This is a genomic window from Parasulfitobacter algicola, assembly GCF_013315265.1.
Classification (GTDB): Bacteria; Pseudomonadota; Alphaproteobacteria; order Rhodobacterales; family Rhodobacteraceae; genus Parasulfitobacter; species Parasulfitobacter algicola.
In genome coordinates this window covers 12,910-36,690 of sequence record NZ_JABUFE010000007.1, presented here as the reverse complement: position 1 = coordinate 36,690, position 23,781 = coordinate 12,910, and the positions used below count along the sequence as shown (strand labels likewise).

Sequence of the window (23,781 nt, the reverse complement as noted above, 5' to 3'; positions counted from 1 at the left end):
CCACCAAAATACACGAGGATGAAATGCTAAGACGCATATCTTTTACAGTGGCCATCATGGTTATTCTGTCGGTCGGAAAAGGGCATGCCGATAAGCCTTTCATCATCGTTCAATCCACAACCTCGACACAGAATTCGGGATTGTTGGATGCGATATTGCCGGAATTCGAAGAACAAAGCGGTATCGAGGTCCGTGTCGTTGCCGTTGGAACAGGCCAGGCCATTCGCAATGCAACGAACGGCGATGGTGATGTGTTGCTAGTGCATTCAAAGCCGTCCGAAGAAAGCTTTGTCGCCGACGGCTGGGGCGTGCAGCGGTTTGATGTGATGTACAATGATTTTGTGATTGTCGGCCCCGCTGATGATCCTGCGGGAATTGCGGGCCGCAGTGATGTGGTTGCGGCTTTGTCTGAAATGGCTAAATCACAGACGGTTTTCGTGTCACGGGGCGATGACTCTGGCACCCATAAGGCCGAACAGCGCCTGTGGTCTGAAACGGGCATAGACGTCAACGCGGCATCAGGGACGTGGTACCGCGAAACTGGGTCGGGAATGGGGGCGACACTGAATACCGCCATTGGCATGCAGGCCTATGTCATGACAGATCGTGCCACATGGATATCGTTTGGCAATAAGGATGATTATCAGATCATGGTTCAAGGCGACCCGCGTCTGTTCAATCAATACGGTGCTATTCTAGTGAACCCGGACAAGCATCCAAATGTCAAAGCGGATGCAGGCCAGGCATTTATCGATTGGTTGACAGGCGCAGACGGGCAGGCAGCAATTGCCGCATATCAGATTGATGGCCAACAACTGTTTTTTCCAAATGCCGTGCAATAGCGGCAGCCAATAATGCAGGTTCTGCACAGCGGCGTGTTATAGACAGGCTGAATTATAGTGCACGGTCCCTAGATTGGTTATGTCATAACCAGTCATTTCAGCGGCGCGTTTTTTGAAACCGTCAGATTTCAGGAAATCAAACAGTGTCTGGAAAGCAGGATCGAAATAGCTTTTGCGCCAGATCAGCAGATCAAACCGTTCTTCAATCACCGGTAAAAAATCCAGTTTAAATTGTACCGCGACCGCCTGAAGACCAAATCCGGTATCCGCTTTGCCCTCAAGAATGGCCAATGCGACGTCTTGCTCGGTTCGGGCTGGCGTCGGTTGCATGCTTAGCTTGGAGATGTCAAAACCGGCTTCAGACACCAGTTTTTCAAACAAGCGATGGCTAGCAGCACTGGGTTGGCGTTGGGCGATGCGTAGCGTGCTTATGTCTTGCAGGCCAGTGACAGCTTTTGGATTGCCCTGCGCCATCAACAACCCGCGCTGTCTGCGCGCAAATTCAATCAGGATAACAGGCTGATCCGCCATATGATCCGCCACAGTTTTAATATTCCAGCCATTGCTTTCATGTATGTGCAGACCGCAGCCCATGGCATCACCTGCGGCACAGCGATCAAGCCCATCATGACTGCCATCAAAGAACGCAGCCAGTCCACTGCCAGACTCGCGCAGGGCCCATTCGAACAGCGGATCATGACTGCCTGCAAAGGTATTCGGTAAAATCTGGGGCGCACTATATGGACCGGATCTGGCTGAGCCTAGCCAAGTCTCAATCTCGGCCCTTGGAAACAACAATTTGCCCACAACACGTACGCAAGGCACGTCGCCGTTGGATGCCATATCATAGATTTTGCGTTCTTTGATCCGCAGAAGATCAGCAAGCTCTTTGGTGGTCAGATAATCTGCGGGCGTTATGGTCATGCCTTTGTCTAACCCGGTTGCAAAGGCGCGTCTATTCTTAGTCCAATCGCACAGATGGGCCGCTGCCCTGTTCTGCAGCAGAAAATCCGGCAAGGTCGACATAATCCAAAGTGACCCACGCAAGGACAGAAATGAGGGCTGTGGCGGCAAAGGCGATCATCATTATTTTCATTCTTGATTTATCTCCGGATTGGTCGTGCGGCGCAGATAAGCCACAAGGTCGTCGCGATCTTTTTGTTGTGTAATACGTTGCATCGGCATTTTCGAGCCCGGAATGTAATGATCCGGCCCTTCATCAAAAAGCGCGTCTATCGTGTCATCATCCCAGATGATGTCAGAATTGGTCAGCGTGCTGGAATAGATGTAATCTGGTACTGTTCCTGCCTTGCGCCCGAACACACCGTACAGGGTTGGTCCTGCGCGCCGGGCGTTGTCGGGCGTCAGGGTATGACAGATCGAACACTTGCGGGCAAATTGACGTTCGCCGTTCTCCATGGTGTCGGGATCCTGCTGAAAACTGCGTTCTGCTGTTTGTATTGGATCAAGATCACCCATCTGTGCGATGGGCCATGAATACAGCGTATCATCCAAGCCACCCGCATGGATGTTCTGACCGTTTTGGGAAAAGGCCAACGCCCAGATCGGTCCTTTCAGTGTGGCACGGAAATCGCGGGCGATTGCCCATTCGGCCGTGTCTATGACCATAATATAGCCTTCGCCATCACCAACGGCCAAATGTGCCGTATCGGGGCTAAGCGCCATGGCCAGAATGGGGCGGCGATCCAGTGTGAAATCCGCGATATCAGCGCCGGTTTCAGGATTAATAATGCGTGTGACGCCATCAACAGCACCATAGGCAAGCCAGCCATTTGCTTGGTTTAAGATCAAGGTATTGATGCCGAACCCATTGTCCAGGATGACGCGGTTTTCATTCTCTTTCTTCAGATCCCAAAGTCGGATTGTGCCATCGGATGACGCGGAATACAGACTTTTCCCATCAGCTGAAAACGCCACATCATTGACGCCGCCAGTGTGGCCTGTCAATCGGCGTACATCGCCTTGTGCAGACCACAATCCGATACTGCCGTCCCAACTGGCTGATGCGAATTGCAAACCGTTCGGCGCCGCAGCCAACGCCGTAACCTTGCCTTGATGCTGGCCCAAAACCATATGGTTTTGATCTTGCAGAACCCACAGGATGACTTGAAAATCATCGCCGCCCGATATCACCAGATCATCACTTAGCGGCAATATCGTCGTCACTGCCGCGTCGTGGGCTTCCAGCCACTGCGGCGTTGACCCATCCCATAATGCGATTGAATTATCGAAACTGCCTGTCAGTATCTGCCCTGACGGTGACACAGCGACATCCATGATGGGGCCGCCGTGCCCTTTGAGCGTAAAGAAATCTTGTGCCAACGCAGCGCAAGGCAAAAGGATGATGCAAAATGCTGCTATAGTCCTCATCTTATTCCGCAGGCGTGGCGCTGCCAGAGATTTTTTCCTGCTCTTTCGCTTTGACCTCTTCGACCCACAGACCGTGGTGTTCTTTGGCCCATTGTTCTTCGACCTCGCCCGAACCCATGGCGTCAAACGCGCCTTCCATTCCAACCGAGCCTATATAGATATGCGCAAAGATGATCGCCATGAAGATAAAAGCCACGATCGAATGCCACGCTTGGGCGTATTGCATTTCTTCATGCGGGGCCATGACTTCGGGCAGGGTACCAAAGCCCAAAAGCTGCGGCAGGCCTGTGTCATTCAGGATTGCGAATGTTTTGGCAAACATCGGCATTTCAAACGGGAACAACAATGACAGGCCAGACAGTGAAATCGACACACCAAGCACTACGACCGACCAAAAGATCATCTTTTGACCCGCGTTGAATTTTTTCGCAGGGGGGTGGACATCTTTGCTGAACAGACCACCGCCAACGGCCAGCCATTTCAGATCTGTCTTATTGGGAATGTTGTCCAACACCCACATCACAAACACCATCACCAGACCCAGCATAAAGGCCCACGCGACATTATTGTGTATCCATTTGCTGGCCATTGCGAATGTGGCAAAGGCTTCGTGCCCAAGAAGCGGAATGATCGCGACGCGACCGAACAGCGACACAAGCCCTGTAATGCCAAGCAGAATGAATGACCCGGCCAGCAGCCAGTGGCCAAACCGCTCAACCGCCTTGAACCGCGTGATTGTGCGGCCGGTTTTGGGGCCGTCAATACGAATGCGGCCGCGTAAAACATAGAAAATCGTCAGCAAGATCAGCGTCGCCAGCAATAGATAACCACCGTACGTCAGCAGCGGTCCTTCGCGGAACAAAAGCCAGCGCATGCCACCATCCTGTATCAGAACTTCGGCTGCAGGCCCGCGTGATGACACTGTGACGTCAGCGGTGCCAAACCGCAGGGCACGGTACACTTCGCTGTCAGATGCACCGCCCAGGGTGCCAAGTTGATTGGCCATACCAGCCGCGCTGTCAGTGTCGCCTGTCAGGTTGCGGCGATAGCTGTCATCGACGGTCTCACCGCGTTGACGGGCCAGGATATCTTCCAAAGTCGGGGCACCGCCAGTGACAGATCTGTCAACCGGGGCAGGGGCCTCGGTCTCTTGTGCGGGTGCTGTGGACACAAAGGTAATCGTTAGCAACAAGGCGATAAGAGCGCGAAACATCAAAGATGGTCCTTGTTTATGTAATGGGTCACAAGGACGGCCCTTGCAGGCCGTCCTTGGTATCGTGCAGAAAAAAGCGTTTAGCCGCCTTTTTGATCGTAGGCCGTTCCCCAGCCCCAGGCACCTGAACCAAAGCCGCGGGCAACAACGCGTTCGCGATAGATTGCGGATACAACGTCGCCATCACCGGCCAGCAGCGCCTTGGTCGAACACATTTCGGCGCAGATGGGCAGTTTGCCTTCGGCGATCCGGTTGCGTCCGTATTTCTGGAATTCAGCTGTCGAGTGGGTTTCTTCGGGGCCACCGGCGCAGAAGGTACATTTGTCCATCTTACCGCGCGATCCGAAGTTGCCCGCCTGTGGATACTGCGGCGCGCCGAAGGGGCACGCATAGAAACAGTAGCCACAGCCGATGCACAGATCCTTTGAGTGCAGGACCACACCTTCTTCGTTCTGATAAAAACAGTCCACAGGGCAGACTGCCATACAGGGCGCGTCAGAACAGTGCATACAGGCGACCGAGATCGACCGTTCGCCGGGTTTCCCATCATTGATGGTCACCACCCGGCGGCGGTTGATGCCCCACGGTACCTCATGTTCGTTCTTACACGCCGTGACGCAGGCGTTGCATTCAATGCAGCGTTCGGCGTCGCAGAGAAACTTAGCTCTTGCCATTCTTATTGCTCCTTATGCTGCAGTGATTTTGCAAAGAGTCGCTTTTGTCTCTTGCATCTGTGTCACTGAATCGTAGCCATAGGTCTGGGCCGTGTTGGTACTTTCGCCCAACACATACGGATCAGCCCCGTCAGGGTACTTATCGCGCTGGTCCACACCTTCGAAATGACCGCCGAAGTGGAAGGGCATAAAGGCAACGCCAGCCCCCACCCGTTCGGTGACCATGGCCATCACTTTGACCTTGCCTTTTTCCGGACCTTCGACCCAAACCTGTGCGCCATCCCGGATACCCAGATCGTTCGCATCACGTGGATTGATTTCGACGAACATGTCTTGCTGAAGTTCGGCCAACCATGGGTTCGACCGGGTTTCATCACCGCCGCCCTCGTATTCGACCAAACGGCCCGAGGTCAGGATGATCGGATAATCCTGGCTGAAGTCCTGTTTCTGGATCGATGCATACATTGTAGGCAAACGATAGAACTTGCGGTCTTCATAGGTTGGATAATCCGCCACCAGATCGCGACGATTGGTATAAAGGGGTTCGCGGTGAACCGGGATCGGATCAGGGAATGTCCACACAACAGTACGGGCTTTCGCATTTCCGAACGGTGCACATTCGTGCTTGATCGCCACCCGCTGAATACCGCCCGACAGGTCGGTTTTCCAGTTCACGGATGCCACCCGATCATCATAATCAGACGGGAACGGCGACATTGAGCTTTCGCCAACCTCTTCACCATCATCGCTTTCGCCGACAACACCTGTAAATCCTTCGACACCAGCGACATAAGCGATTGAACGACGCTCTGCCTCGGTCAGGTCTTTGTCCCAACCCAGATCCTTGAGCATCTGATAGGTGAATTCCGGATATCCGTCCTGAATTTCGGAATTCGCGCTATAGACCCCTTCGGCCAGCAGATTTTCACCATCGCGTTCCACACCGAAACGCGCGCGGAATGTCAGACCACCTTCGGACACCGGTTGTGACATGTCATACAGGTTTGGCGTACCTGGGTGGTTCATCTCGGGCGTGCCCCAGCATGGCCATGGCAGACCATAGTGATCCCCGTCAGCCGGACCACCATTCGCGCGCAGCGTGGTTTTGTCGAACGTGTGCTGATTGGCCATATGCAATTTCAGCCGCTCAGGACTTTGACCCGTATAGCCAACTGTCCACATACCGCTATTGAATTCGCGTGTGATGCTTTCGACATTCGGCGTTTCAGGATCGTCCATTTCGATGTTGCGGAACAGACGATCAGCAAAACCGAACTTATTGGCGAACTTTGCAATGATCACTTCATCAGGCTTGGATTCAAACAGCGGCTCCATGATCTTATCGCGCCATTGGATAGACCGGTTCGACGCCGTAACAGACCCGCGTGTTTCAAACTGGGTACAGGCTGGCAGCAGGTAAACGCCATCGGTGCGGTCATGCAGAACAGCTGAAACGGTTGGGAAGGGGTCAATCACGACAAGCGTGTCGACTTTTTCCATCGCCGTTTTCATTTCCTTCATTCGCGTTTGCGAATTGGGGGCATGACCCCAAAGAACCATCGCACGCACGTTGTCGGGCTGATCAATGTTGTCTTTGTCTTCAAGAACCCCGTCGATCCAACGCGATACAGGAATACCGGTTGAATTCATCAGGTTCTTGTCTTTGCCATCAGCGGCTTTGACCGTTTCAAACTGACCTTTCAGCCAATCCAGATCTTCGCCCCAGACACGTGACCAATGCGACCATGCCCCTGCGGACAGACCGTAATACCCGGGCAAAGTGTGCGACAGAACGCCAAGATCGGTTGCGCCTTGCACGTTGTCGTGGCCACGGAAGATGTTTGTGCCACCACCGGCAACGCCCATGTTGCCCAAAGCCAGTTGCAAGATGCAGTAAGCGCGGGTGTTGTTGTTCCCGTTGGTGTGCTGCGTGCCACCCATGCACCAAATAACGGTACCGGGGCGGTTGTTGGCCAATGTGCGAGCCACACGCTTTATCTGGGCACCAGGGGCACCTGTGACGCGTTCAACCTCTTCTGGGTTCCATTTGGCAACTTCTTCTTTGATCTGGTCCATCCCCCAAACGCGGGTGCGAATGAATTCTTTGTCTTCCCAGTCATTTTCAAAGATATGCCACAGAATACCCCAAACCAAAGCCACGTCAGAACCGGGGCGGAAGCGGACATATTCATCTGCATGCGCGGCCGTCCGCGTGAAACGTGGATCACAAACGATCAGGGGCGCGTTGTTTTCCTCTTTCGCCTTTAGCACGTGCAAAAGGGAAACAGGATGCGCCTCGGCGGGGTTACCACCGATGATAAAGATCGCCTTGGAGTTATGAATATCGTTATAACTGTTGGTCATGGCGCCATAGCCCCATGTGTTCGCAACACCTGCAACGGTGGTCGAATGGCAGATCCGGGCCTGGTGATCGACGTTGTTCGTGCCCCAATAGGCGGCAAACTTGCGGAACAGATACGCCTGTTCGTTGTTGTGCTTGGCCGATCCCAGCCAGTAAACGCTGTCAGGTCCGCTTTCTTCGCGGATTGTCATCATCTGGTCGCCGATTTCGTCAATCGCCTGATCCCAGCTGATCTTGACCCATTCGCCGTTCACTTTTTTCATCGGGTGCTTCAGGCGGCGTTCGCCGTGGGCATGTTCGCGGACAGCAGCCCCTTTGGCACAATGCGCACCCAGATTGAACGGGCTGTCCCAGCCGGGTTCCTGACCCGTCCAGATACCATTTTGCACTTCGGCAATAACGGTACAGCCTACGGAACAGTGGGTACAAACGGATTTAACTGTCTCGACAGCGCCTTTGACAGCCGATGCGGCTGAGGCCTGGGTGACGGTGCCACCCACTGCGCTGATTGCAGCCAGACCACCGATGGCCAAGCCAGATCCGCGCAAAAATGCACGGCGATCTACTGATTTTTCAGCAGCTGAAGACAGGATACTTGTCCGCTGGGGGCGTCGCGCAACCCCGTTGGTCTTTTTCCTTAGCATGTTCTCTCTCCCTTGCTGGCTCCCTGTTATTCAGGGGCTTGCGGGGTTTCGTTGAACCGACCGTCGGGCGTTACGCAACCATTGGTCGGGGTCGTCAGTGTGTCAGTGACCGGATCAGAACCGGGCGCTGTCAAAGTATGCGCGAGTGTGCGCGGTGTCTTGCATAAGCGTTTCGTCCGTCACAGTTTCAGCCGCTTGTGCCGGTGCGCCGGTCAGCGCTGCGGCTGCAACGGCTGCTGGGGCTGCGGTGGAAGCAAGCTTTAGAAAGTCACGACGGCTTTTGCCCTCATTTTCTGATTTGCTCATGGGAACCTCTCCCTTTCTTCTTCGTGGCCACGGATGCGACCGGTGGATGCAGGCCTAACCTGCGGTCATTCGGAAAGCCTCGCGTTCGATATCCATGAACGTCCGGCCGACAACGCCGACGGATGCATAAAGTACCGAATTTTTCGCAGCTTCCAAATCTGAATAAAAGTGACCAGCCCAAGGGCCGATATGTTTGTTAAAAAACGTTTTCTGGGCATCAAGGCTGGCAGCAGCGCCAAAACGACCGGTGATCATGCCGGCCATCATTTCCATCAAAGATGCGATGTTATCTTCGGGCTCAAACACGTTGGGCGCACGCGTGATCCGCTGGGTCGACATGTCAGTGCGCAAATGGGCCAGTGGTTTTTCATTCAGAAAGCCCGTCAGATAATAGCTGGCATAGGGTAGCAGTTCGCCACGGCCCAATCCGATGAACAAGGCGTTGAATTCACGTTCAACGCCTTTCTCTGTGGTGACTTTTGCCACGCGGGCAAGCGCCTGAATAGCTTGACCAAGATCTGTGTCGTTGCCCTTCAAAGCGGCCGCTTGCCGCAAAAGATCGGCCTTGGGCGGGTTGGCCAACAATAGGCCAAGGAAATCGTAAAGATCAGCGCGCAAGCGATCTTCTTCTGCGATCCCGGGCAGGTCAGCCGTCATAGTCATCATTTTCCTTCCAACCTCTTGCGAGGAGTCTGTTGGCTACGTCTCTTGTGCGAATTCAAATCGCATCTTCCGCCGAATTACGGGGGTTTCATTTTCTTCAGTTTCAGTGTTTTCGTCTTCAGTTTCCAGAGGCTGCACGTCATGGTTGCAATTCTGTGGCGTTTCGGCAATAGCTTCCGCAGCGTCAGCGACTTCATCCGGTTCCACTTCGGCGGCCTGCGCCTCTTGCTCCAGTTTCAGAAGATGTGACAACATCCCCTTGCCGACCTGATAAGCCGTCTGGATATTTTCGACGGCCATCGCTGAATCTGTGAAATCTTCGCCATAGTCGACCAGATTATCGACATTCGCCAAAACCGGATTTGACACCCACAGCTTGCGCAAAGCGCGGCGGCGAATGCGTTCTGGAATGGCCTGTTTCATAAAGGCCGAAAAATCATCGCCGGGTTTCAATGTGTCAGGATCAGGTAAATTGAGCTCTGCCAAAACCTCATCATCTGATCTTTCGGCCAATTGGGCCTGTTCATTCAGCACCTTCAGATCTTCGGCGGCCTTTTGGTCTTTCAGAACCTCAGCCTCGACACGGGCTTTGCGACGTGACCAGAAATCAGTTGATGTGGTCAATGGATCGCCCCCGTTTGTTTGCGACGTGGCGCGCGATAGACATCCGTGGCTTGCGAGATGCGCGCGTCACCGCGCCCATCTTCTTTCTGATCAATGCGCTTTTTATCGCGACGGCGTTTGATGAATTCTTCATCCACATGATGCGCATTTGCGAAATCCCGAACCCAAGCCACCAGCCCTTCGGTCATTGGAATTTTTTCGACCAGTTCTTCTGCGCTGTCTGCATAATCCTGTGCCTCGTAAGGTGATGCGGTGATCAGCAGGACATCATAGGGAATGTCAGTCCCATCCGTGGGACGCATCACAACATAAACACAAGGGATTTGATCCGATATAGCGGTCAGATAAGCTTCGGTATCTGTGGACCATAATTCCAACGGCACAGTCGCGGCGTGGTATTCGACATTGTCACCTTCTGATCGCAGAACGGCCCAATCGGCAGGTCCGGCACCGGGTAAAATGGCAACTGCTTTCCAAGACCATTTTGCCCAACGGGTCACACCAGGTGACTTCCTGACGACAACGCCGACTGGCATAGAAATCTTGTTGGCAAAAACTGATGCCAAATGACGCCTCCCTTACCCGTAAAACACACCCCCATGGATGCGTATGAAATAGCATGCTGCAAAAACTACCGAAGTTCCAAGTAAATTTCGTCGTACTAGACGTAGGTCGTAGAGATGAGGCTGGCAAACACGTTAAATACTGGTCTTTTTCAAGATGGGTTGTGTCGATTTGACGCAATTTCATCCATAGGACGTATCTGACCTTTGGAAAGCCTTTACCTTGGAACGAATCCAAGGTTTCTTAGCTTCTGGTCATGAAATGGACTACTAATAAACAGTCATGACCGGAAACAGGGTGGAAGACATGCCAAAGAAGCTGATTTTATGCGATTGTACCGGAACGCAGTCGATCAATCGGGATGCGATCGGGCAGGCGACCGGTCTGGTGTGTTCGCGCATTCATTCGGCCCTTTGCATGGGTGAAATCGAATCTGTGGCCAAAGAAATGACGGCTAGCGACGTTATTATCGCTTGCCAACAGGAACGCCCAAGGTTCGAAGAGCTGGCAGCCGAGTTGGGCACCAATGTGCCAGATTTCATCGATCTGCGCGACCGGGCGGGGTGGTCGGATGATGGGGAAAGAGCAGGTCCCAAAATGGCAGCACTGTTGGCCGAAGCACAGTTGACTGTGCCAAGCCCAAAGGTCGTTGATGTCATTTCCGAAGGCATGTGCCTGATTGTTGGGCCATCTGATATCGTCTTACCCGCTGCTGAACAGCTGTGCGACGTGTTAAGTGTCACCGTACTTGTTATCGATGATCCCGATCTACCGTGGCATCGCAATTTTGATGTCATTCGTGGAGCTTTGCGGGGGGTACAGGGCGCTTTGGGCGGATTTGAGGTGCGCATTGATGCGTTGCAACAGATCATTCCAGGTGGACGCGGTGCGCTGCAAATGACTGCGCCCAAAGATGGGGCCATTTCCCAATGTGACATTCTGCTGGACCTAACAGGCAAGCCCGCGATGGTGCCAGCCCCACAAAAACGCAATGGATATCTGCGTGCTGATCCACGTGATCCAAAGTCGGTGGCCAAAGGGATTTTGGATGCGTCACAGCTGATCGGAACATTTGAAAAGCCGTTTTATGTCGCCTTGCAGGAAAGCTTGTGCGCCCATTCGCGGGCAGGGCAAATCGGGTGTTCCAATTGCTTGAACGTCTGCCCAACCGGTGCGATCACGCCAAATGGCGACCATGTGGCAATTGATCCGATGATTTGTGCTGGGTGTGGTGCGTGTTCCGCGCTGTGTCCATCCGGGGCGATTACCTATGATGATCCGCCTGTCGATTTCCTGTTTCGCCGCATCGATACGTTATCGCGTACATACCGTCAGGCTGGGGGTGAACAGCCCCGCCTTCTGGTTTGTGATCGCGATTTCGGAACCCAAATGATATCGCTGGCGGCCCGTTTTGGGCGCGGTTTGCCCGCCGATGTGATCCCTTTGGACATCGAAGCGCTGTCCGGATTTGGTCACGCCGAAATGCTGGCGGCTTTGGCCAGCGGCTTTGCTGGCATTGATGTGTTGTTGTCGCCGAAATCCGAACGCGATGTTCTGGAACGTGAACAGACCCTTGCAGTGGCCATCGCGGGTAAGGATGTGATCAGATTGCTGGATTTGGCTGATCCCGATCAGCTGTGCGATGTGCTTTATGATCAAGATACGCCATCTGCTCTTGCAGAACCCGTGCTGACACTTGGAACACGCCGCCAGGTCGCGCGCCTGGCCGGTAAGGCCCTGCAACCCAATGCCGATACGCCCATTCCTCTGCCGGAAAATGCGCCCTATGGTGCGGTGCTTGTCAATACGGATGCCTGCACATTGTGTCTGTCTTGTGTGTCCCTTTGCCCGTCCGGTGCGCTGGTCGATAATCCGGATATGCCGCAGTTGCGCTTTCAGGAAGACGCCTGTCTGCAATGTGGTCTGTGCAAAAACATCTGCCCTGAAAACGCGATTGAACTGAAGCCGCAACTTGATACGTCCGATACCGCGTTTGACCAGAGGGTTCTGAACGAAGAAGAACCCTTTGCCTGTATTGAATGCGGATCATTGTTCGGTGTGAAGTCGACCATTGAAAAGATCACTGAAAAGCTGGCCGGTAAGCATGCAATGTTTGCCACCAGTGATGCGGCCAAGATGATCCAAATGTGCGACAATTGCCGTGTGCAAGCGCAATATCATTCGGAAAACAACCCGTTTACAGGCAAGGAACGCCCTGCCGTTCGCACCACCGATGATTATTTCAGCAAACGCAAAGATCACTGATGTTGGATCGGTGCGCCCAGATCAGCAGGTTGCACTGTTGCGACGAAAGCAATGATGGCGTCCAGATCCTGAATGGTCATCGCGATTGGCGCAATGGGCGAAGGGCGCAGGGGGTCAAAAGGATCGGTAACCCCATCAACCTGGGTGAACGCGCCGTGCGGCTTCAGTGTGTAAAAAATCTGAAACCGAACGTCCCAATCCGAAAACGTCCGCAGAACAGCGAAAGAGGGCGTCGATCCGATATCATTCATGCGGTTGGTATCATTGACCACATGACAGCGACCGCAAAGCGCCAACGACAGTGTCTCACCTTTGATTGCATCCCCGGTAAAGTCAGCGGCTTGTACAGTTTCGGCCTGTTCTGCAACCGCTTGAAATGTAACGCCTGCATCGTTTTCAAAGCTTTCAATCGTACGACGCCCGATGTCAGAGATCAGCCAATCACGAAAGCGTTGTTCAGCCTTGGTATCAACGCCATCCAGAAAATAGTGTGTGCCTTGGCTGGAAAAAACGACCTGGCCCGCAGGTCTGGTCTGAAAAACAAGCCCGTCGCCGTCATCAATCTTGATCCCGGTTTTCATCGAAAATCGCGGCAGAATGTGCTGCAGAAAACCACTGTTGCGCAAAAAGTCGGGGGCGGTCAGGCTAAACCGCTTGTCATCGGCGCTGACAATGCTTGCAGTCAGGCATAATAGAACTATGGATACTATGACGCGCAGCTTGGCCCCGTTTCCAGTGATGAGTTGTCCGTTAAGGGTAAAGGGCGAAGCTTTCATGCGTCAACTGTGTTTACAAAAAAGGGAGGACTGAAAAATGAGCGAAGAGTTCAACATGAGCATGCGCAAGTTTCTCAAGCAGGTCGGTGTGACGTCGCAGCAGGCGATAGAAGATGCCATGCGCAAAGCGGGTGCAGACACGACGGCTGGCAAGACATTTGAGGCCAAAGTGGTGCTGACCATTGATGGATTGGATGTCGAACATGTCGTGACAGGCAAGATCGAGGGACGATCATAAGGTGACACTTACGCGTGATAAAGTATTGGAAACGCTGAAAACTGTTTCCGACCCGATTGGTGGGCAGGATATTGTTTCGGCTGGCATGGTGCGGGCGTTGACCGTGGATGACGGTGCTGTTCGTTTTGTGCTTGAGGTTGATCCGACCCGTGCAGCCAAGTTGGAACCTGCCCGCGCCGAGGCCGAGCAGAAAGTGAAAGCGCTGGACGGGGCCGCATCTGTGTCTGTTGTTATGACGGCCCACAGCAAACCTGCCGCCCCGCCTGATCTGAAAATTGGGCGCAAGGCCGAACCACAGGGTCCTGAAAAAATTCCTGGCGTTGACCGGATCATCGGTATCGCATCGGGCAAGGGTGGGGTTGGCAAATCGACGGTTTCGGCCAATCTGGCCTGTGCGCTGGCTGCCGAAGGACGGCGTGTGGGATTGCTGGATGCCGATGTTTATGGTCCTTCGCAACCGCGTATGCTGGGCGTGTCGGGTCGCCCTGCATCCCCTGATGGCAAAACGATCCTGCCGATGCGCAATCACGGTGTCACGATGATGTCAATTGGCCTGATGACCAATGATGATCAGGCCGTTGTCTGGCGTGGTCCGATGCTGATGGGTGCCTTGCAACAGATGATGACGCAGGTGCAATGGGGCGCGTTGGATGTTCTGATCGTCGATCTGCCACCCGGCACCGGTGATGTTCAGATGACGCTGACCCAGAAATTTGCAGTGGACGGTGTGGTGATCGTTTCGACCCCCCAAGACGTGGCGCTGATTGATGCCCGTAAAGGCGTGGATATGTTTAACCAGATGAAAACGCCAATCATCGGGATGATCGAAAATATGTCGACGCATATTTGTTCATCTTGCGGTCACGAAGAGCATGTTTTTGGCCATGGTGGCGTAGTGAAAGAAGCTGAAAAGCTTGGCGTGCCGCTGCTGGCTGAAATTCCGCTGCATCTCGATATTCGTCTTGCCGCAGATGGGGGTGCCCCGATTGTGGTGTCCAAACCCGACAGTGCGCAGGCCGCCGCGTTTCGCAAAGTGGCCCGCGATCTGATCAAGGCTGGCCAGGCATGACAATTATGGAACCGACATTTCCACCTTTGCTGCAAGGTCAGGCGGTAACGGGGGCTGATGATCCGTTTGAAAAAGCACAGGCGCTTTCTGCGTTAGGCTGTGACGCTGGACTGGTCGTGCATAATATACAGGCGGATCGTCTGCGGGCGGCCATGGTCTTTGCGCCTGAAGTGCCTTTGTCAAAGGCAGTTGTTATGTTGCCCCTATGCGGCATCGGTCTGCAAAGTGCGCTTGGTGCGTTGGCCCCGCCGGAAGTGGCGGTTCATCTGATGTGGGATGGCGGCATTCTGGTGAATGGTGCGGCATGTGGGCAATTGACGATTGCGACTTCTGACACCAATCCCGAAGCGACGCCCGATTGGTTGGTTGTCGGCCTGGATATTCCGTTCATTCGATCTGGCAGTGCGCCGGGGCAAATCCCTGAAGAAACAGCACTTTTTGAAGAAGGCTGCGGCGAGGTTGATCAGACCCGTCTGCTGGAAAGCTGGTCACGGCACACTTTGGTGTGGATCAATCGCTGGCTTGATGATGGTACGGCACCGGTGCATCGTGAATGGAACGGCCTGGCTTTTGGCGTTGGTGCACCGGTGACACGGGGCGATCTGTCGGGTACATTTCTGGGTGTTGACGAAAATTTCGGTATGCTGCTGCGCGATGATAAAACCACCCATCTGATCCCGTTAAGCACTGTTCTAAAAGGATAAAACTATGAAACTGGCCCGTGCGATCCACTTTGATGAAAGCGACACGCGTATCTTTCACAATCCTGCACGCACCGGTGAATGGGCCATTAGCGGCGGCTTTGAATTTTCAAACTGGGGCGAAGCCGACCTGACCGGTAAAGCGCGGCAGGCATTTGCGAATGGGTGGCTGGGGGTCGAGACCTTTGGCCGGGTGACATTTGTTGCCGTAACTCAGATAGAAGACAACGAATTCAATGCTTTGATAGAAAGCCTTGCGCAACATTTTGTCGATGTCTATGGGGCGCCATCGCTGGACGCGGCCACAAACGTTGCCAAGGAAGAACTGGCCCATATGGCTGAACTGTGTGAAGATCAGGAGCCCAATACACTGGTCACAGTCCAGCGCGAATTGACCGAAGCCGGCGTCAAGGAAAGCTTTCGCACGATCGAGGCCCAGGACGCCGGAATGGAACAATTTGCCATCCACGGATCACTGGACGAATAATCCGAAAACCAAAGTTTTGTATATTTTGTACATGTGTTTTGTACTTAAATTTTTGTACAAAACTCTGCCTTATTAACCCTGATTTTCGGTATAAGGGTAGCCCCTGCATTCAAGTGCGATCAACATATCGTTTTTAAATTCTGCCCTAACACCAATTTCTGAACTCGCTTTGCTAGCGGGCCATAAATGTTGATCGTGATTGATGTCAGACGGCATCCCTAGGCGAAGATAAACTTCCCCAATGTGATCACCGATCTGTAGTTGATCACAATAAGCCGCTGGGAATGCCCGAACCCCACAATCACCTTCGTAATAGCAAAGGTTTGTAATGCAATACGACCCATTTGTTGCCCAAACACCATCCTGATAAATCTCGCAAAATGGTTTTGATGTTTTCTGACTGCTGACAAAAACTGTCCCCAGGCATGTTATCACAACGAGACCTAGAAAAATTTTTGTTCTAATTTTCAAATTTGGATTCCTTGAACAAAATCGAAATTCGACTTTGTCATATTTTAAATTTTCATGCCACAGATGTATCTGTAAAATCTGTAAAGTCGCTTATCACATCATGCACCGCCAAATGATTTTCACGGTATATATGCAATTCATTTTCTAAAGCGATTTCCTGAATTTCACCGATCTTCCATTTCAGTTATCGATACGAAAAAACGCAATATCGGATGTTTCTTCAGGGCGGATGTGCTGAACCGGCAATAAAGTCTGATCCGACCTGTTAACGATCACCAATGATTAAGTGCAGCGGCTTTAAGATACCGCTGCACTCAGTCTAGGCCGCCAAACTTCTTAGCGTCTTCGCAAATGCAAGTGCTGCTTCACCTGCTTCACGTCCTTTTAAAACGAAATGTTGGCGGTAAATGCTGGTATGATGCTCTGTGTCATGAAAATTGTGAGGCGTCAGAGATACGGATAGAATTGGAACATCAGCCTCCAATCCGGCTTGCATTAGTCCATTTACAACAGCCTGTGCCACAAAATCATGTCGATATATCCCCCCATCGACAACAAAAGCCGCCGCCGCAATCGCATCATATTGTCCACTTTTGGCCAATCGACGCGCAAGAAGCGGAAGTTCAAAAGCGCCTGGAACGTCAAAGACATCTATCTGATTGGAGGGAATTATTTGCTTAAAACCTATTAATGCTTGATCGACAATATCGGCATGCCATCTTGCTTTGATGAAGGCGTATCGGGTGTGTGTCATAGTCATCTCCTTTATCGTGACACTTCACCCAAGGCGATCACATGCTAGCCACTCCACAGGATGTGAAGCGGGTGCATATTCTCTTTCATCCGGACTTTAACCGTCGGCTCAGGAATTACACCTGATCTGCTTGACCCTTCAAAAAGAAGGCGCTCGCGGGCTTACAATTGATGTTGCTTACCGCCGGTGGGGAATTTCACCCCGCCCTGAGAATGCTCACAAAACATCACCGATTAACTATTTTGGCAAGTGAACAATGAAGACTGGGTTCGTCCGCACAACAGTTATTTCCGCATTAACGTGATACCAGCTTGCTGTTTGGTTTAAATCTTGGCGGTGACTTCAATCTCGATCTTCATATCCGGGTTTTGAAGGGCTGCGGCGATCATTGTGGCGGCTGGACGGGCCGTTGCAAAGGCTTGTGACACAATCGGCCAGCAGTTTGGCCATTCTGTTGGATCGGGCACGATATAACGAACGCGAACGACGTTATCCAGGCTGCAGCCCGCGTCGTTCAGCGCCTTTTGGATGTTGTCCAGCGTGTTGCGGCATTGCGTTTCGATATCTGCGGGCATCGACATGGTGGCATAGTCATAGCCTGTCGTGCCGGACACAAAGACCCAGCCATCTGTGACGACAGCCCGGGAATACCCGATGCTGTCTTCAAAGGTTGAGCCGGATGAAATTCGCCGTGTCGTCACTGTGGGATTACCCTGCAGTGGCGGGTTCTTCCTTGCGATCAGCGTGGATCATCAAAGGTGCTGCATCTGTTTTAACGGCCTCTTCGTTGACGACAACTTCGCTGACGCTGTCCATGCCGGGCAAATCAAACATGGTATCCAGCAGGATATCTTCCATGATGGACCGCAGACCACGTGCACCGGTTTTGCGTTCGATTGCGCGTTTTGCAATCGCCGACAAAGAGTCCTCGGTAAAGGTCAGGGCGACATCTTCCAGTTCAAACAGACGCTGGTATTGCTTGACCAGCGCGTTCTTTGGCCGGGTCAGAATGGTCACCAGCGCGTCTTCGTCAAGATCTTCCAGGGTGGCAATAACGGGCAGGCGGCCCACGAATTCCGGGATCAAGCCGAATTTTAGCAGATCTTCGGGTTCAAGTTCCCCAAACAGTTCACCCACGCCGCGATCGTCATTGTCGCGCACATCGGCGCCAAAGCCCATAGCAGAGCCTTTGCCGCGTGCTGCGATGATCTTGTCCAGACCGGCAAATGCGCCGCCGCAGATGAAAAGGATGTTCGTTGTATCCACCTGCAGAAATTCCTGTTGTGGATGCTTGCGGCCGCCCTGCGGGGGGACGCTGGCAACGGTGCCTTCCATGATTTTCAGCAGGGCTTGCTGCACGCCTTCGCCCGATACGTCACGGGTGATCGACGGATTGTCGGATTTGCGGGTGATCTTGTCGACCTCGTCAATATAGACGATGCCGCGTTGGGCGCGTTCGACGTTATATTCGCTGGCTTGAAGCAACTTCAAAATGATATTTTCGACATCTTCGCCCACGTAACCGGCTTCGGTCAGGGTTGTGGCGTCGGCCATGGTGAACGGCACATCCAGAATGCGGGCCAGGGTCTGTGCCAGCAGCGTTTTACCGCAGCCTGTGGGGCCAATCAGCATAATGTTTGATTTCGCCAGTTCGATATCACCGGATTTCGAGGCATGGTTCAGACGCTTGTAATGGTTATGGACAGCCACGGACAGCACACGTTTGGCGTGCATTTGGCCGATCACGTAATCATCCAGAACTTCGCAAATCTCTTTCGGGGTGGGGACACCGTCAGCGGCTTTCAGGCCAGCTGTCTTTGTCTCTTCGCGAATAATGTCCATACAAAGTTCGACACACTCGTCACAAATAAAAACGGTCGGACCTGCGATCAGTTTGCGCACCTCATGCTGGCTTTTGCCGCAAAAGCTGCAATACAAGGTGTTTTTACCGTCGCCACCAGAGTTGTTCGCCATAACACTTGTCCTTTGGGGCGCTTTGCCCTCACCAACTATCCGATTACTGACCCGTTTGGTCCACCCTAGCCATCAGCTTAGGGCAGCCCAAACCCATCTACAACTTGAAAATGTGCCGTAATTACAACGGCGCATTCACCTTTTATTACGAAGCATCGTCACCTTTTTCGCGGTTCTCGACGATTTCATCGATCAAGCCCCATTCTTTCGCTTCTTCTGGGGACATAAAGTTGTCCCTTTCAAGGGCCAATTCGACCTTTTTCAAGGTCTGGCCTGTGTGTCTGACGTAAATCTCGTTCAGACGGCGTTTCAACTTAAGTGTTTCTTCGGCGTGAATCATGATGTCTGTCGCCTGACCCTGATATCCGCCTGATGGTTGGTGCACCATGATACGGCTGTTGGGCAGGGAAAAGCGCATACCTTTTTCACCGGCAGTCAGCAAAAGCGATCCCATTGATGCGGCCTGACCGATCACCAGTGTGCTGACCTTTGGTCTGATATACTGCATCGTGTCATAGATAGACAGACCACTGGTCACAACGCCGCCTGGGCTGTTGATATACATAGAGATTTCCTTAGACGGGTTTTCCGCCTCAAGGTGCAAAAGCTGGGCCACGATCAGCGATGACATACCGTCATGCACGGGGCCATTCAGGAAAATAATGCGTTCCTTCAGCAAGCGCGAAAAGATGTCATAGGCCCGTTCACCGCGGCTGGTCTGTTCGACGACCATGGGGACCAATGTGTTCATATATGTATCGATTGGATCTTTCATATCACTCTGCCTCGGCTGCTGTTGCGCACTCATTACACACGAAGTGCTAACGGAGTCTTAGTTCTGGTCAATGGGGGCCGCAAGGGCAACCGGGAAAAATGCTGGGACTTGAAACCTGTGTTGCTGCATCTAGGGTATTGGCCCTTGCAAAAGGATACCCTGGTTTGCCGATTGAATTTCCCCCGACCCGAACCGCTGCGTTACAAGCATTGTCTGCTTTTGTTCCCAAGGCGGGCAAAGATTACGCGTCGGGGCGAAACTATGATCTGGCGGGTCATCCGCATGTGTCGACATTGTCCCCCTATATCCGGCATCGTCTGATCACCGAGCAAGAGGTGTTGCAGGCTGTGCTGGGGCGCTTTTCGTTAAGCAGTGCCCAGAAATTTGTGCAGGAAGTGTTCTGGCGAACTTATTGGAAAGGCTGGCTTGAGATGCGTCCGCAGGTGTGGGTGGACTATCAGCGGGGCGTTCAGGGGGCGCTGAACCATGTGCAGACTGAATCCGGTTTGCGGGATAGATGGGAAGCGGCTTGCAAAGGTGAAACGGACATCGACTGCTTTAACCATTGGGCGCAACAGCTTGTGAATACAGGATATATGCACAACCATGCACGGATGTGGTTTGCGTCGATCTGGATATTTACGCTGCGGTTGCCATGGGAATTGGGTGCGGATTTCTTTATGCGGCATTTGTTGGATGGGGATCCGGCATCAAACACACTAAGCTGGCGTTGGGTGGCCGGATTGCAGACCAAGGGCAAAACCTATCTTGCGCGTCCGGATAATATTGCCAAATACACCGAAGGGCGGTTTCAACCAACGGGATTGGCGACCGATGCGCCGCCGCTGTCGGGCCCCGCTCACCCCACGCCCATGGCAGCCCCTGTATTGGACCCATGGACCATGACAGATGCGACAGGGATTTTGCTGACAGAAGAGGATCTGAGCCCCGGATTTATGCTGCAGTCAAAGCGCCCTGTGGCAAGTGCGGTGATGGTGGCGGTGACAGGGCGATCACCCTTGTCTGTATCACCCCATGTAACCAAGTTTACGCAGGCCGCCGCACAGGACACTGTGTCGCGCCATGCAGATAAAATTGGCGATACTGCCACGCTGACCGATGTTGCAGCACTGGTGGATTGGGCGCGAAGTCATAATCTGGATCAGATCGTCACGGCTTATGCGCCTGTCGGTCCAGCCGCCGATACGCTGACCGAAGCTGTAAGTGTATTTGCAAAGGAAAACATCACCCTGACCCGCGCCTTGCGCCCCTATGACGCCACGTGCTGGCCCCACGCCACCCACGGATTTTTCAAATTCAAAGACAAGATCCCGAAACTGGTTGGCACAATGAAGGGGGTAGGGGTGGCTTGAGTAAACCCGCGCCCTTGAATCAATACTTTTTGGTACCAGCGGAATACCGCTCTGCTGAAAATATCCAGATGCGCAAAGCCTATTCCGACGTTTAAATGACCAAAATTGATAAGTGTCGGATTTTCTTGAATGCAATCGTCAAAACATGTGCCAAGTCCCAGCCAGATCACCGCTCTTTTGGCTGAAAATGAAAATAAGGAACATCTCTATTACACAGAAGAAACATGCGATTTTGGCGGATCTTGTGGCGGAACTGGCATTATCGTGCCATTTAAAAAAGGCGCGACTGAACTGGATGAAATGTTCGGAATTACAGATGTCGACAGCCTGCCGAACAGCATTGATATTCTGCCCCCCATTTTTGATCACGTGCAGCTTACGAAAGACGGCTTGGTGGATACTTTTGCCGCAAAATACCCCAAACGAGCTGCGATTTTGTTGGCCTTATTACAATCTGGGTATGACCTGATTTTCACAGATGAACATCTTACGCCGGAAGAAAGAAAAAGATTTAAGGAAAAGGTTAATGGCGATTACGCAGATGAAAGACTGCAAGCCACTGTGAAGCGGGATAACATCCCATCCCCGAAGATAATCAAATACGACCCAAAGCAGCCACCCAAAACCAACAAGCCTGCCGATGAGCCGACGCAAGATCAGGACACACGCATTGATCGCGTAAAACGCAAATACGATCCCAACATGGAACGGGAAATTGCCTTTGACAGGAAAATTGATGCGCTTGAGATGTCAAAGATCCCCAGAAATGATCGCCCTTTTACAGCCAAAAGCAAGGAAGCCCTTCTGCGCGAGCGCAAGGCAAATGCGCTTCCGGCGCTGACGCCTTTTGAATTGCGAACCGAAGATTTTGGCCGCTGGCGCATCGATGACGAACGTATGGCCATCTATATTTTTCCCATCATCGACAGGCGCAAAGACTATCGGGATTTTGGGGACGACGGTGAAATTACCTATCTGGCAACGAACAACGATGGGGCTGATCGGCTTTACGAAGTGATGGGTGATTGGATGGTTCGGCAAGGTGGGGAGCTTGCCGAAAACGCCGATAAGGATGAAGAATTTTTTCGCCATTGGCTTGATCGCAAACTAACGGGTTCGTTGACGATGTTGGGCGGTGCTGCAGAAATATTCGCAGGTGTGTCATGCATCCTTGGAACAAGCATGCAAACTGGCGGTGGTGGCGCAGTTGGCGGATATGCACTGACCCTGACTGGCTTTGAAGTTTTCAGCCAGGGTGTGAATATGTTCAACTCACCTGCGTCAACTGACTGGAAAACAGGTCTGATTGGCGATGTCATTCACTCTGTCGCTGAAGATTTCGGCGGCAAGGCTTTCGCGGCGGAGGTCGACGATGGTTGGCTTATGACACAGTTTGCGCTTAGCATGGGTGGCACTGCAGCAATCACTTACAGCAACAGAGTTGCCAGAAATATTGCCGGGGTGCCCAACCTGTATCCCCGAGTGAATACGGGTATTCTGACAGATGCACGCCTTGCCACAATGCGGGTTACAAACTGGACACTCAGCAAAGGCCGCAAAATTGGCTATAACGCGCTGCGATCCGGTCTGGGCGCGATATTCGACGTTGATAAGTTCGGCAAGTTCTTCATGGGCGCAATCGATAGCAATCTTAGGGTGCTTTTGCGTCTGCATACGGCCAGGGATGCTTTTCTGGAAGCACGCTTCATGATGAAAAACCTTGGGCCTTTGAAGATCAACAGCACCCAATCCGCGACAAAACTACTGGAGCGCGCCGCAAAACACTGCGGTGTGGATCTGTGGAAATACGTAGACGAAGTTGTATATGCTCCAAAGGGTCATGAACTTTATAAAGGTAAAAATGCTCCCGCATATTTTCAGATAACCGAAAATGCCAAAACTCGGATCATCATTTCTTTTCAAGATGAACTGCACACAACCAATTCATATCGTCAAATGATGTCCGCAGTCCATGAACTGGATCATGCGGTACAGTTTAAGGCATGGGTCACATATCTGGGATACAAAGAGGCATTTTATAATTGGACATTGATGACTTTATCACAAAGTTCACCGCGATCTTTTGCATACAAAAACAAGTTGCTTGGCTATCAAAAGAATTATGCAATACATGAATTGATGTCTGAACATCGCGCCAACAATGTGATGAATATTTTCACGGGACGCACCAAAGGCGCTAATTATAGAGAATTCAAAGAAGCTATGGATTGGTCCTGGGACTATATAGAAGGTTACAGGAAAATTCTGGGGCGAAAATTGAAAGAATCCGATTATCACTTTAGAAAATAATCTTTTTCAGACATCACTCTAATACTGATTTGAATTAGTCTCGATGTGATCTGACACCGCCCCTTCCCAGCAAGTTGGAATGGAAACGGCGTATCTCTTAAATGACATGATGGTTGTCCGTTTTGATCAAGGTAACAGAAAGAAGCTCTAATTCGTCTTCAGAGCTTTCCGCAGTTCCGCGACCTCGCGTTCGAGATCGGATTGGACGGTTGGACCACCAAATTCTGGAAGCAGCCGTTACTAAAGAAAGCGTCAAAGTCTGGAATGTCCCCTCTGCGGCCTTTGGGGCCTGATGCAGCGAGTGT

Annotated in this window: 23 protein-coding genes and 1 riboswitch; of the genes, 8 read left to right on the top strand and 15 right to left on the bottom strand. The window is 52.3% G+C overall.

Annotation, left to right across the window (positions count from 1 at the left end; translation table 11 throughout):
• Positions 1 to 23 precede the first annotated feature (23 nt).
• Positions 24 to 842 carry an ABC transporter substrate-binding protein gene (locus HRQ87_RS12260; protein ID WP_174138729.1) on the top strand — a complete coding sequence of 273 codons (819 nt, stop codon included), beginning with the start codon at positions 24 to 26 and terminating at the stop codon, positions 840 to 842.
• Positions 843 to 878: 36 nt separating this feature from the next.
• Here HRQ87_RS12260 and HRQ87_RS12255 read toward each other — a convergent pair whose 3' ends face one another.
• From HRQ87_RS12255 to HRQ87_RS12215, 10 genes are all read right to left on the bottom strand, one after another.
• Positions 879 to 1,766: a helix-turn-helix transcriptional regulator gene (locus tag HRQ87_RS12255; protein WP_174138726.1), complete on the bottom strand. Its 888-nt coding sequence runs from the start codon at positions 1,764 to 1,766 to the stop codon at positions 879 to 881.
• A 37-nt stretch (positions 1,767 to 1,803) separates the two neighbouring features.
• The gene (locus HRQ87_RS20495) at positions 1,804 to 1,938 is read right to left on the bottom strand and encodes a hypothetical protein (protein WP_281356649.1); all 135 of its coding nucleotides are present in this window, start codon (positions 1,936 to 1,938) and stop codon (positions 1,804 to 1,806) included.
• Positions 1,935 to 3,233 (bottom strand): c-type cytochrome, encoded by a 1,299-nt coding sequence (locus HRQ87_RS12250; protein WP_174138725.1) that lies wholly within the window; start codon positions 3,231 to 3,233, stop codon positions 1,935 to 1,937. Before HRQ87_RS12250 ends, HRQ87_RS20495 begins: the two co-directional genes overlap by 4 nt.
• 1 nt (position 3,234) lies before the next feature.
• Positions 3,235 to 4,446 (bottom strand): formate dehydrogenase subunit gamma, encoded by a 1,212-nt coding sequence (locus HRQ87_RS12245; protein ID WP_174138724.1) that lies wholly within the window; start codon positions 4,444 to 4,446, stop codon positions 3,235 to 3,237.
• Between the two features lie 80 nt (positions 4,447 to 4,526).
• The gene (fdh3B, locus tag HRQ87_RS12240) at positions 4,527 to 5,120 is read right to left on the bottom strand and encodes a formate dehydrogenase FDH3 subunit beta (protein ID WP_174138723.1); all 594 of its coding nucleotides are present in this window, start codon (positions 5,118 to 5,120) and stop codon (positions 4,527 to 4,529) included.
• Between the two features lie 12 nt (positions 5,121 to 5,132).
• Positions 5,133 to 8,126, bottom strand: coding sequence for a formate dehydrogenase subunit alpha (locus tag HRQ87_RS12235; protein ID WP_174138721.1), 2,994 nt, complete (start codon positions 8,124 to 8,126; stop codon positions 5,133 to 5,135).
• A 114-nt stretch (positions 8,127 to 8,240) separates the two neighbouring features.
• Positions 8,241 to 8,432, bottom strand: coding sequence for a ubiquinol-cytochrome c reductase iron-sulfur subunit N-terminal domain-containing protein (locus HRQ87_RS12230; RefSeq protein WP_174138720.1), 192 nt, complete (start codon positions 8,430 to 8,432; stop codon positions 8,241 to 8,243).
• Positions 8,433 to 8,486: 54 nt separating this feature from the next.
• On the bottom strand, positions 8,487 to 9,095 hold the full coding sequence (locus HRQ87_RS12225) for a TorD/DmsD family molecular chaperone (protein ID WP_174138882.1): 609 nt from the start codon (positions 9,093 to 9,095) through the stop codon (positions 8,487 to 8,489).
• Between the two features lie 36 nt (positions 9,096 to 9,131).
• Positions 9,132 to 9,719, bottom strand: a complete 588-nt coding sequence (locus HRQ87_RS12220; RefSeq protein ID WP_174138718.1) for a DUF3306 domain-containing protein — start codon at positions 9,717 to 9,719, stop codon at positions 9,132 to 9,134.
• Entirely contained in the window at positions 9,716 to 10,255 is a 540-nt protein-coding gene (locus HRQ87_RS12215) for a DUF3305 domain-containing protein (protein WP_174138881.1), read from the bottom strand. Before HRQ87_RS12215 ends, HRQ87_RS12220 begins: the two co-directional genes overlap by 4 nt.
• A 334-nt stretch (positions 10,256 to 10,589) precedes the next feature.
• Here HRQ87_RS12215 and HRQ87_RS12210 point away from each other — a divergent pair, with 334 nt between their 5' ends.
• Positions 10,590 to 12,548, top strand: a complete 1,959-nt coding sequence (locus tag HRQ87_RS12210; RefSeq protein WP_174138716.1) for a 4Fe-4S binding protein — start codon at positions 10,590 to 10,592, stop codon at positions 12,546 to 12,548.
• Here the strand turns inward: HRQ87_RS12210 and HRQ87_RS12205 are convergent.
• Entirely contained in the window at positions 12,542 to 13,324 is a 783-nt protein-coding gene (locus HRQ87_RS12205) for a cytochrome c (protein WP_246252221.1), read from the bottom strand. The genes HRQ87_RS12210 and HRQ87_RS12205 overlap by 7 nt on opposite strands.
• A 37-nt stretch (positions 13,325 to 13,361) precedes the next feature.
• Here HRQ87_RS12205 and HRQ87_RS12200 point away from each other — a divergent pair, with 37 nt between their 5' ends.
• Genes HRQ87_RS12200 through HRQ87_RS12185 form a run of 4 tightly spaced genes read left to right on the top strand, consistent with a single transcriptional unit; the run spans position 13,362 to position 15,819 of the window.
• On the top strand, positions 13,362 to 13,562 hold the full coding sequence (locus tag HRQ87_RS12200; RefSeq protein ID WP_174138715.1) for a DUF6494 family protein: 201 nt from the start codon (positions 13,362 to 13,364) through the stop codon (positions 13,560 to 13,562).
• Position 13,563: 1 nt separating this feature from the next.
• Entirely contained in the window at positions 13,564 to 14,631 is a 1,068-nt protein-coding gene (locus HRQ87_RS12195; protein ID WP_174138713.1) for a P-loop NTPase, read from the top strand.
• Between the two features lie 2 nt (positions 14,632 to 14,633).
• Positions 14,634 to 15,335: a DUF4444 domain-containing protein gene (locus tag HRQ87_RS12190; RefSeq protein WP_174138879.1), complete on the top strand. Its 702-nt coding sequence runs from the start codon at positions 14,634 to 14,636 to the stop codon at positions 15,333 to 15,335.
• A gap of 4 nt (positions 15,336 to 15,339) precedes the next feature.
• Positions 15,340 to 15,819, top strand: a complete 480-nt coding sequence (locus tag HRQ87_RS12185; protein WP_174138711.1) for a DUF6505 family protein — start codon at positions 15,340 to 15,342, stop codon at positions 15,817 to 15,819.
• A gap of 790 nt (positions 15,820 to 16,609) precedes the next feature.
• Here the strand turns inward: HRQ87_RS12185 and HRQ87_RS12180 are convergent.
• From HRQ87_RS12180 to HRQ87_RS12165, 4 genes are all read right to left on the bottom strand, one after another.
• Positions 16,610 to 17,044, bottom strand: a complete 435-nt coding sequence (locus HRQ87_RS12180; RefSeq protein WP_174138709.1) for a 6,7-dimethyl-8-ribityllumazine synthase — start codon at positions 17,042 to 17,044, stop codon at positions 16,610 to 16,612.
• A gap of 73 nt (positions 17,045 to 17,117) precedes the next feature.
• Positions 17,118 to 17,262: riboswitch (FMN riboswitch) on the bottom strand.
• A gap of 105 nt (positions 17,263 to 17,367) precedes the next feature.
• Positions 17,368 to 17,745 (bottom strand): Rid family hydrolase, encoded by a 378-nt coding sequence (locus HRQ87_RS12175; RefSeq protein WP_174138707.1) that lies wholly within the window; start codon positions 17,743 to 17,745, stop codon positions 17,368 to 17,370.
• Positions 17,746 to 17,752: 7 nt separating this feature from the next.
• Positions 17,753 to 19,018 (bottom strand): ATP-dependent Clp protease ATP-binding subunit ClpX, encoded by a 1,266-nt coding sequence (clpX, locus tag HRQ87_RS12170; protein WP_174138705.1) that lies wholly within the window; start codon positions 19,016 to 19,018, stop codon positions 17,753 to 17,755.
• A gap of 145 nt (positions 19,019 to 19,163) precedes the next feature.
• Positions 19,164 to 19,793 (bottom strand): ATP-dependent Clp protease proteolytic subunit, encoded by a 630-nt coding sequence (locus HRQ87_RS12165; protein WP_174138704.1) that lies wholly within the window; start codon positions 19,791 to 19,793, stop codon positions 19,164 to 19,166.
• Positions 19,794 to 19,891: 98 nt separating this feature from the next.
• Between HRQ87_RS12165 and HRQ87_RS12160 the strand changes: the two genes are divergently transcribed.
• Complete coding sequence (locus HRQ87_RS12160) at positions 19,892 to 21,166, top strand: FAD-binding domain-containing protein (protein ID WP_174138702.1); 1,275 nt, start codon at positions 19,892 to 19,894, stop codon at positions 21,164 to 21,166.
• 129 nt (positions 21,167 to 21,295) lie between these two features.
• Positions 21,296 to 23,476, top strand: coding sequence for a hypothetical protein (locus HRQ87_RS12155; protein WP_174138700.1), 2,181 nt, complete (start codon positions 21,296 to 21,298; stop codon positions 23,474 to 23,476).
• Positions 23,477 to 23,781: the final 305 nt, after the last annotated feature.

What these genes read in the sequence shown, in the direction of transcription:
- HRQ87_RS12260 (WP_174138729.1), top strand. Translation starts at nt 24, where the DNA reads ATGCTAAGACGCATATCTTTTACAGTGGCCATCATGGTTATTCTGTCG.
- HRQ87_RS12255 (WP_174138726.1), bottom strand. Translation starts at nt 1,766, where the DNA reads ATGACCATAACGCCCGCAGATTATCTGACCACCAAAGAGCTTGCTGAT.
- HRQ87_RS20495 (WP_281356649.1), bottom strand. Translation starts at nt 1,938, where the DNA reads ATGAAAATAATGATGATCGCCTTTGCCGCCACAGCCCTCATTTCTGTC.
- HRQ87_RS12250 (WP_174138725.1), bottom strand. Translation starts at nt 3,233, where the DNA reads ATGAGGACTATAGCAGCATTTTGCATCATCCTTTTGCCTTGCGCTGCG.
- HRQ87_RS12245 (WP_174138724.1), bottom strand. Translation starts at nt 4,446, where the DNA reads ATGTTTCGCGCTCTTATCGCCTTGTTGCTAACGATTACCTTTGTGTCC.
- fdh3B (WP_174138723.1), bottom strand. Translation starts at nt 5,120, where the DNA reads ATGGCAAGAGCTAAGTTTCTCTGCGACGCCGAACGCTGCATTGAATGC.
- HRQ87_RS12235 (WP_174138721.1), bottom strand. Translation starts at nt 8,126, where the DNA reads ATGCTAAGGAAAAAGACCAACGGGGTTGCGCGACGCCCCCAGCGGACA.
- HRQ87_RS12230 (WP_174138720.1), bottom strand. Translation starts at nt 8,432, where the DNA reads ATGAGCAAATCAGAAAATGAGGGCAAAAGCCGTCGTGACTTTCTAAAG.
- HRQ87_RS12225 (WP_174138882.1), bottom strand. Translation starts at nt 9,095, where the DNA reads ATGACTATGACGGCTGACCTGCCCGGGATCGCAGAAGAAGATCGCTTG.
- HRQ87_RS12215 (WP_174138881.1), bottom strand. Translation starts at nt 10,255, where the DNA reads ATGCCAGTCGGCGTTGTCGTCAGGAAGTCACCTGGTGTGACCCGTTGG.
- HRQ87_RS12210 (WP_174138716.1), top strand. Translation starts at nt 10,590, where the DNA reads ATGCCAAAGAAGCTGATTTTATGCGATTGTACCGGAACGCAGTCGATC.
- HRQ87_RS12205 (WP_246252221.1), bottom strand. Translation starts at nt 13,324, where the DNA reads ATGAAAGCTTCGCCCTTTACCCTTAACGGACAACTCATCACTGGAAAC.
- HRQ87_RS12200 (WP_174138715.1), top strand. Translation starts at nt 13,362, where the DNA reads ATGAGCGAAGAGTTCAACATGAGCATGCGCAAGTTTCTCAAGCAGGTC.
- HRQ87_RS12185 (WP_174138711.1), top strand. Translation starts at nt 15,340, where the DNA reads ATGAAACTGGCCCGTGCGATCCACTTTGATGAAAGCGACACGCGTATC.
- HRQ87_RS12180 (WP_174138709.1), bottom strand. Translation starts at nt 17,044, where the DNA reads ATGACACACACCCGATACGCCTTCATCAAAGCAAGATGGCATGCCGAT.
- clpX (WP_174138705.1), bottom strand. Translation starts at nt 19,018, where the DNA reads ATGGCGAACAACTCTGGTGGCGACGGTAAAAACACCTTGTATTGCAGC.
- HRQ87_RS12165 (WP_174138704.1), bottom strand. Translation starts at nt 19,793, where the DNA reads ATGAAAGATCCAATCGATACATATATGAACACATTGGTCCCCATGGTC.
- HRQ87_RS12160 (WP_174138702.1), top strand. Translation starts at nt 19,892, where the DNA reads ATGCTGGGACTTGAAACCTGTGTTGCTGCATCTAGGGTATTGGCCCTT.
- HRQ87_RS12155 (WP_174138700.1), top strand. Translation starts at nt 21,296, where the DNA reads ATGCAATCGTCAAAACATGTGCCAAGTCCCAGCCAGATCACCGCTCTT.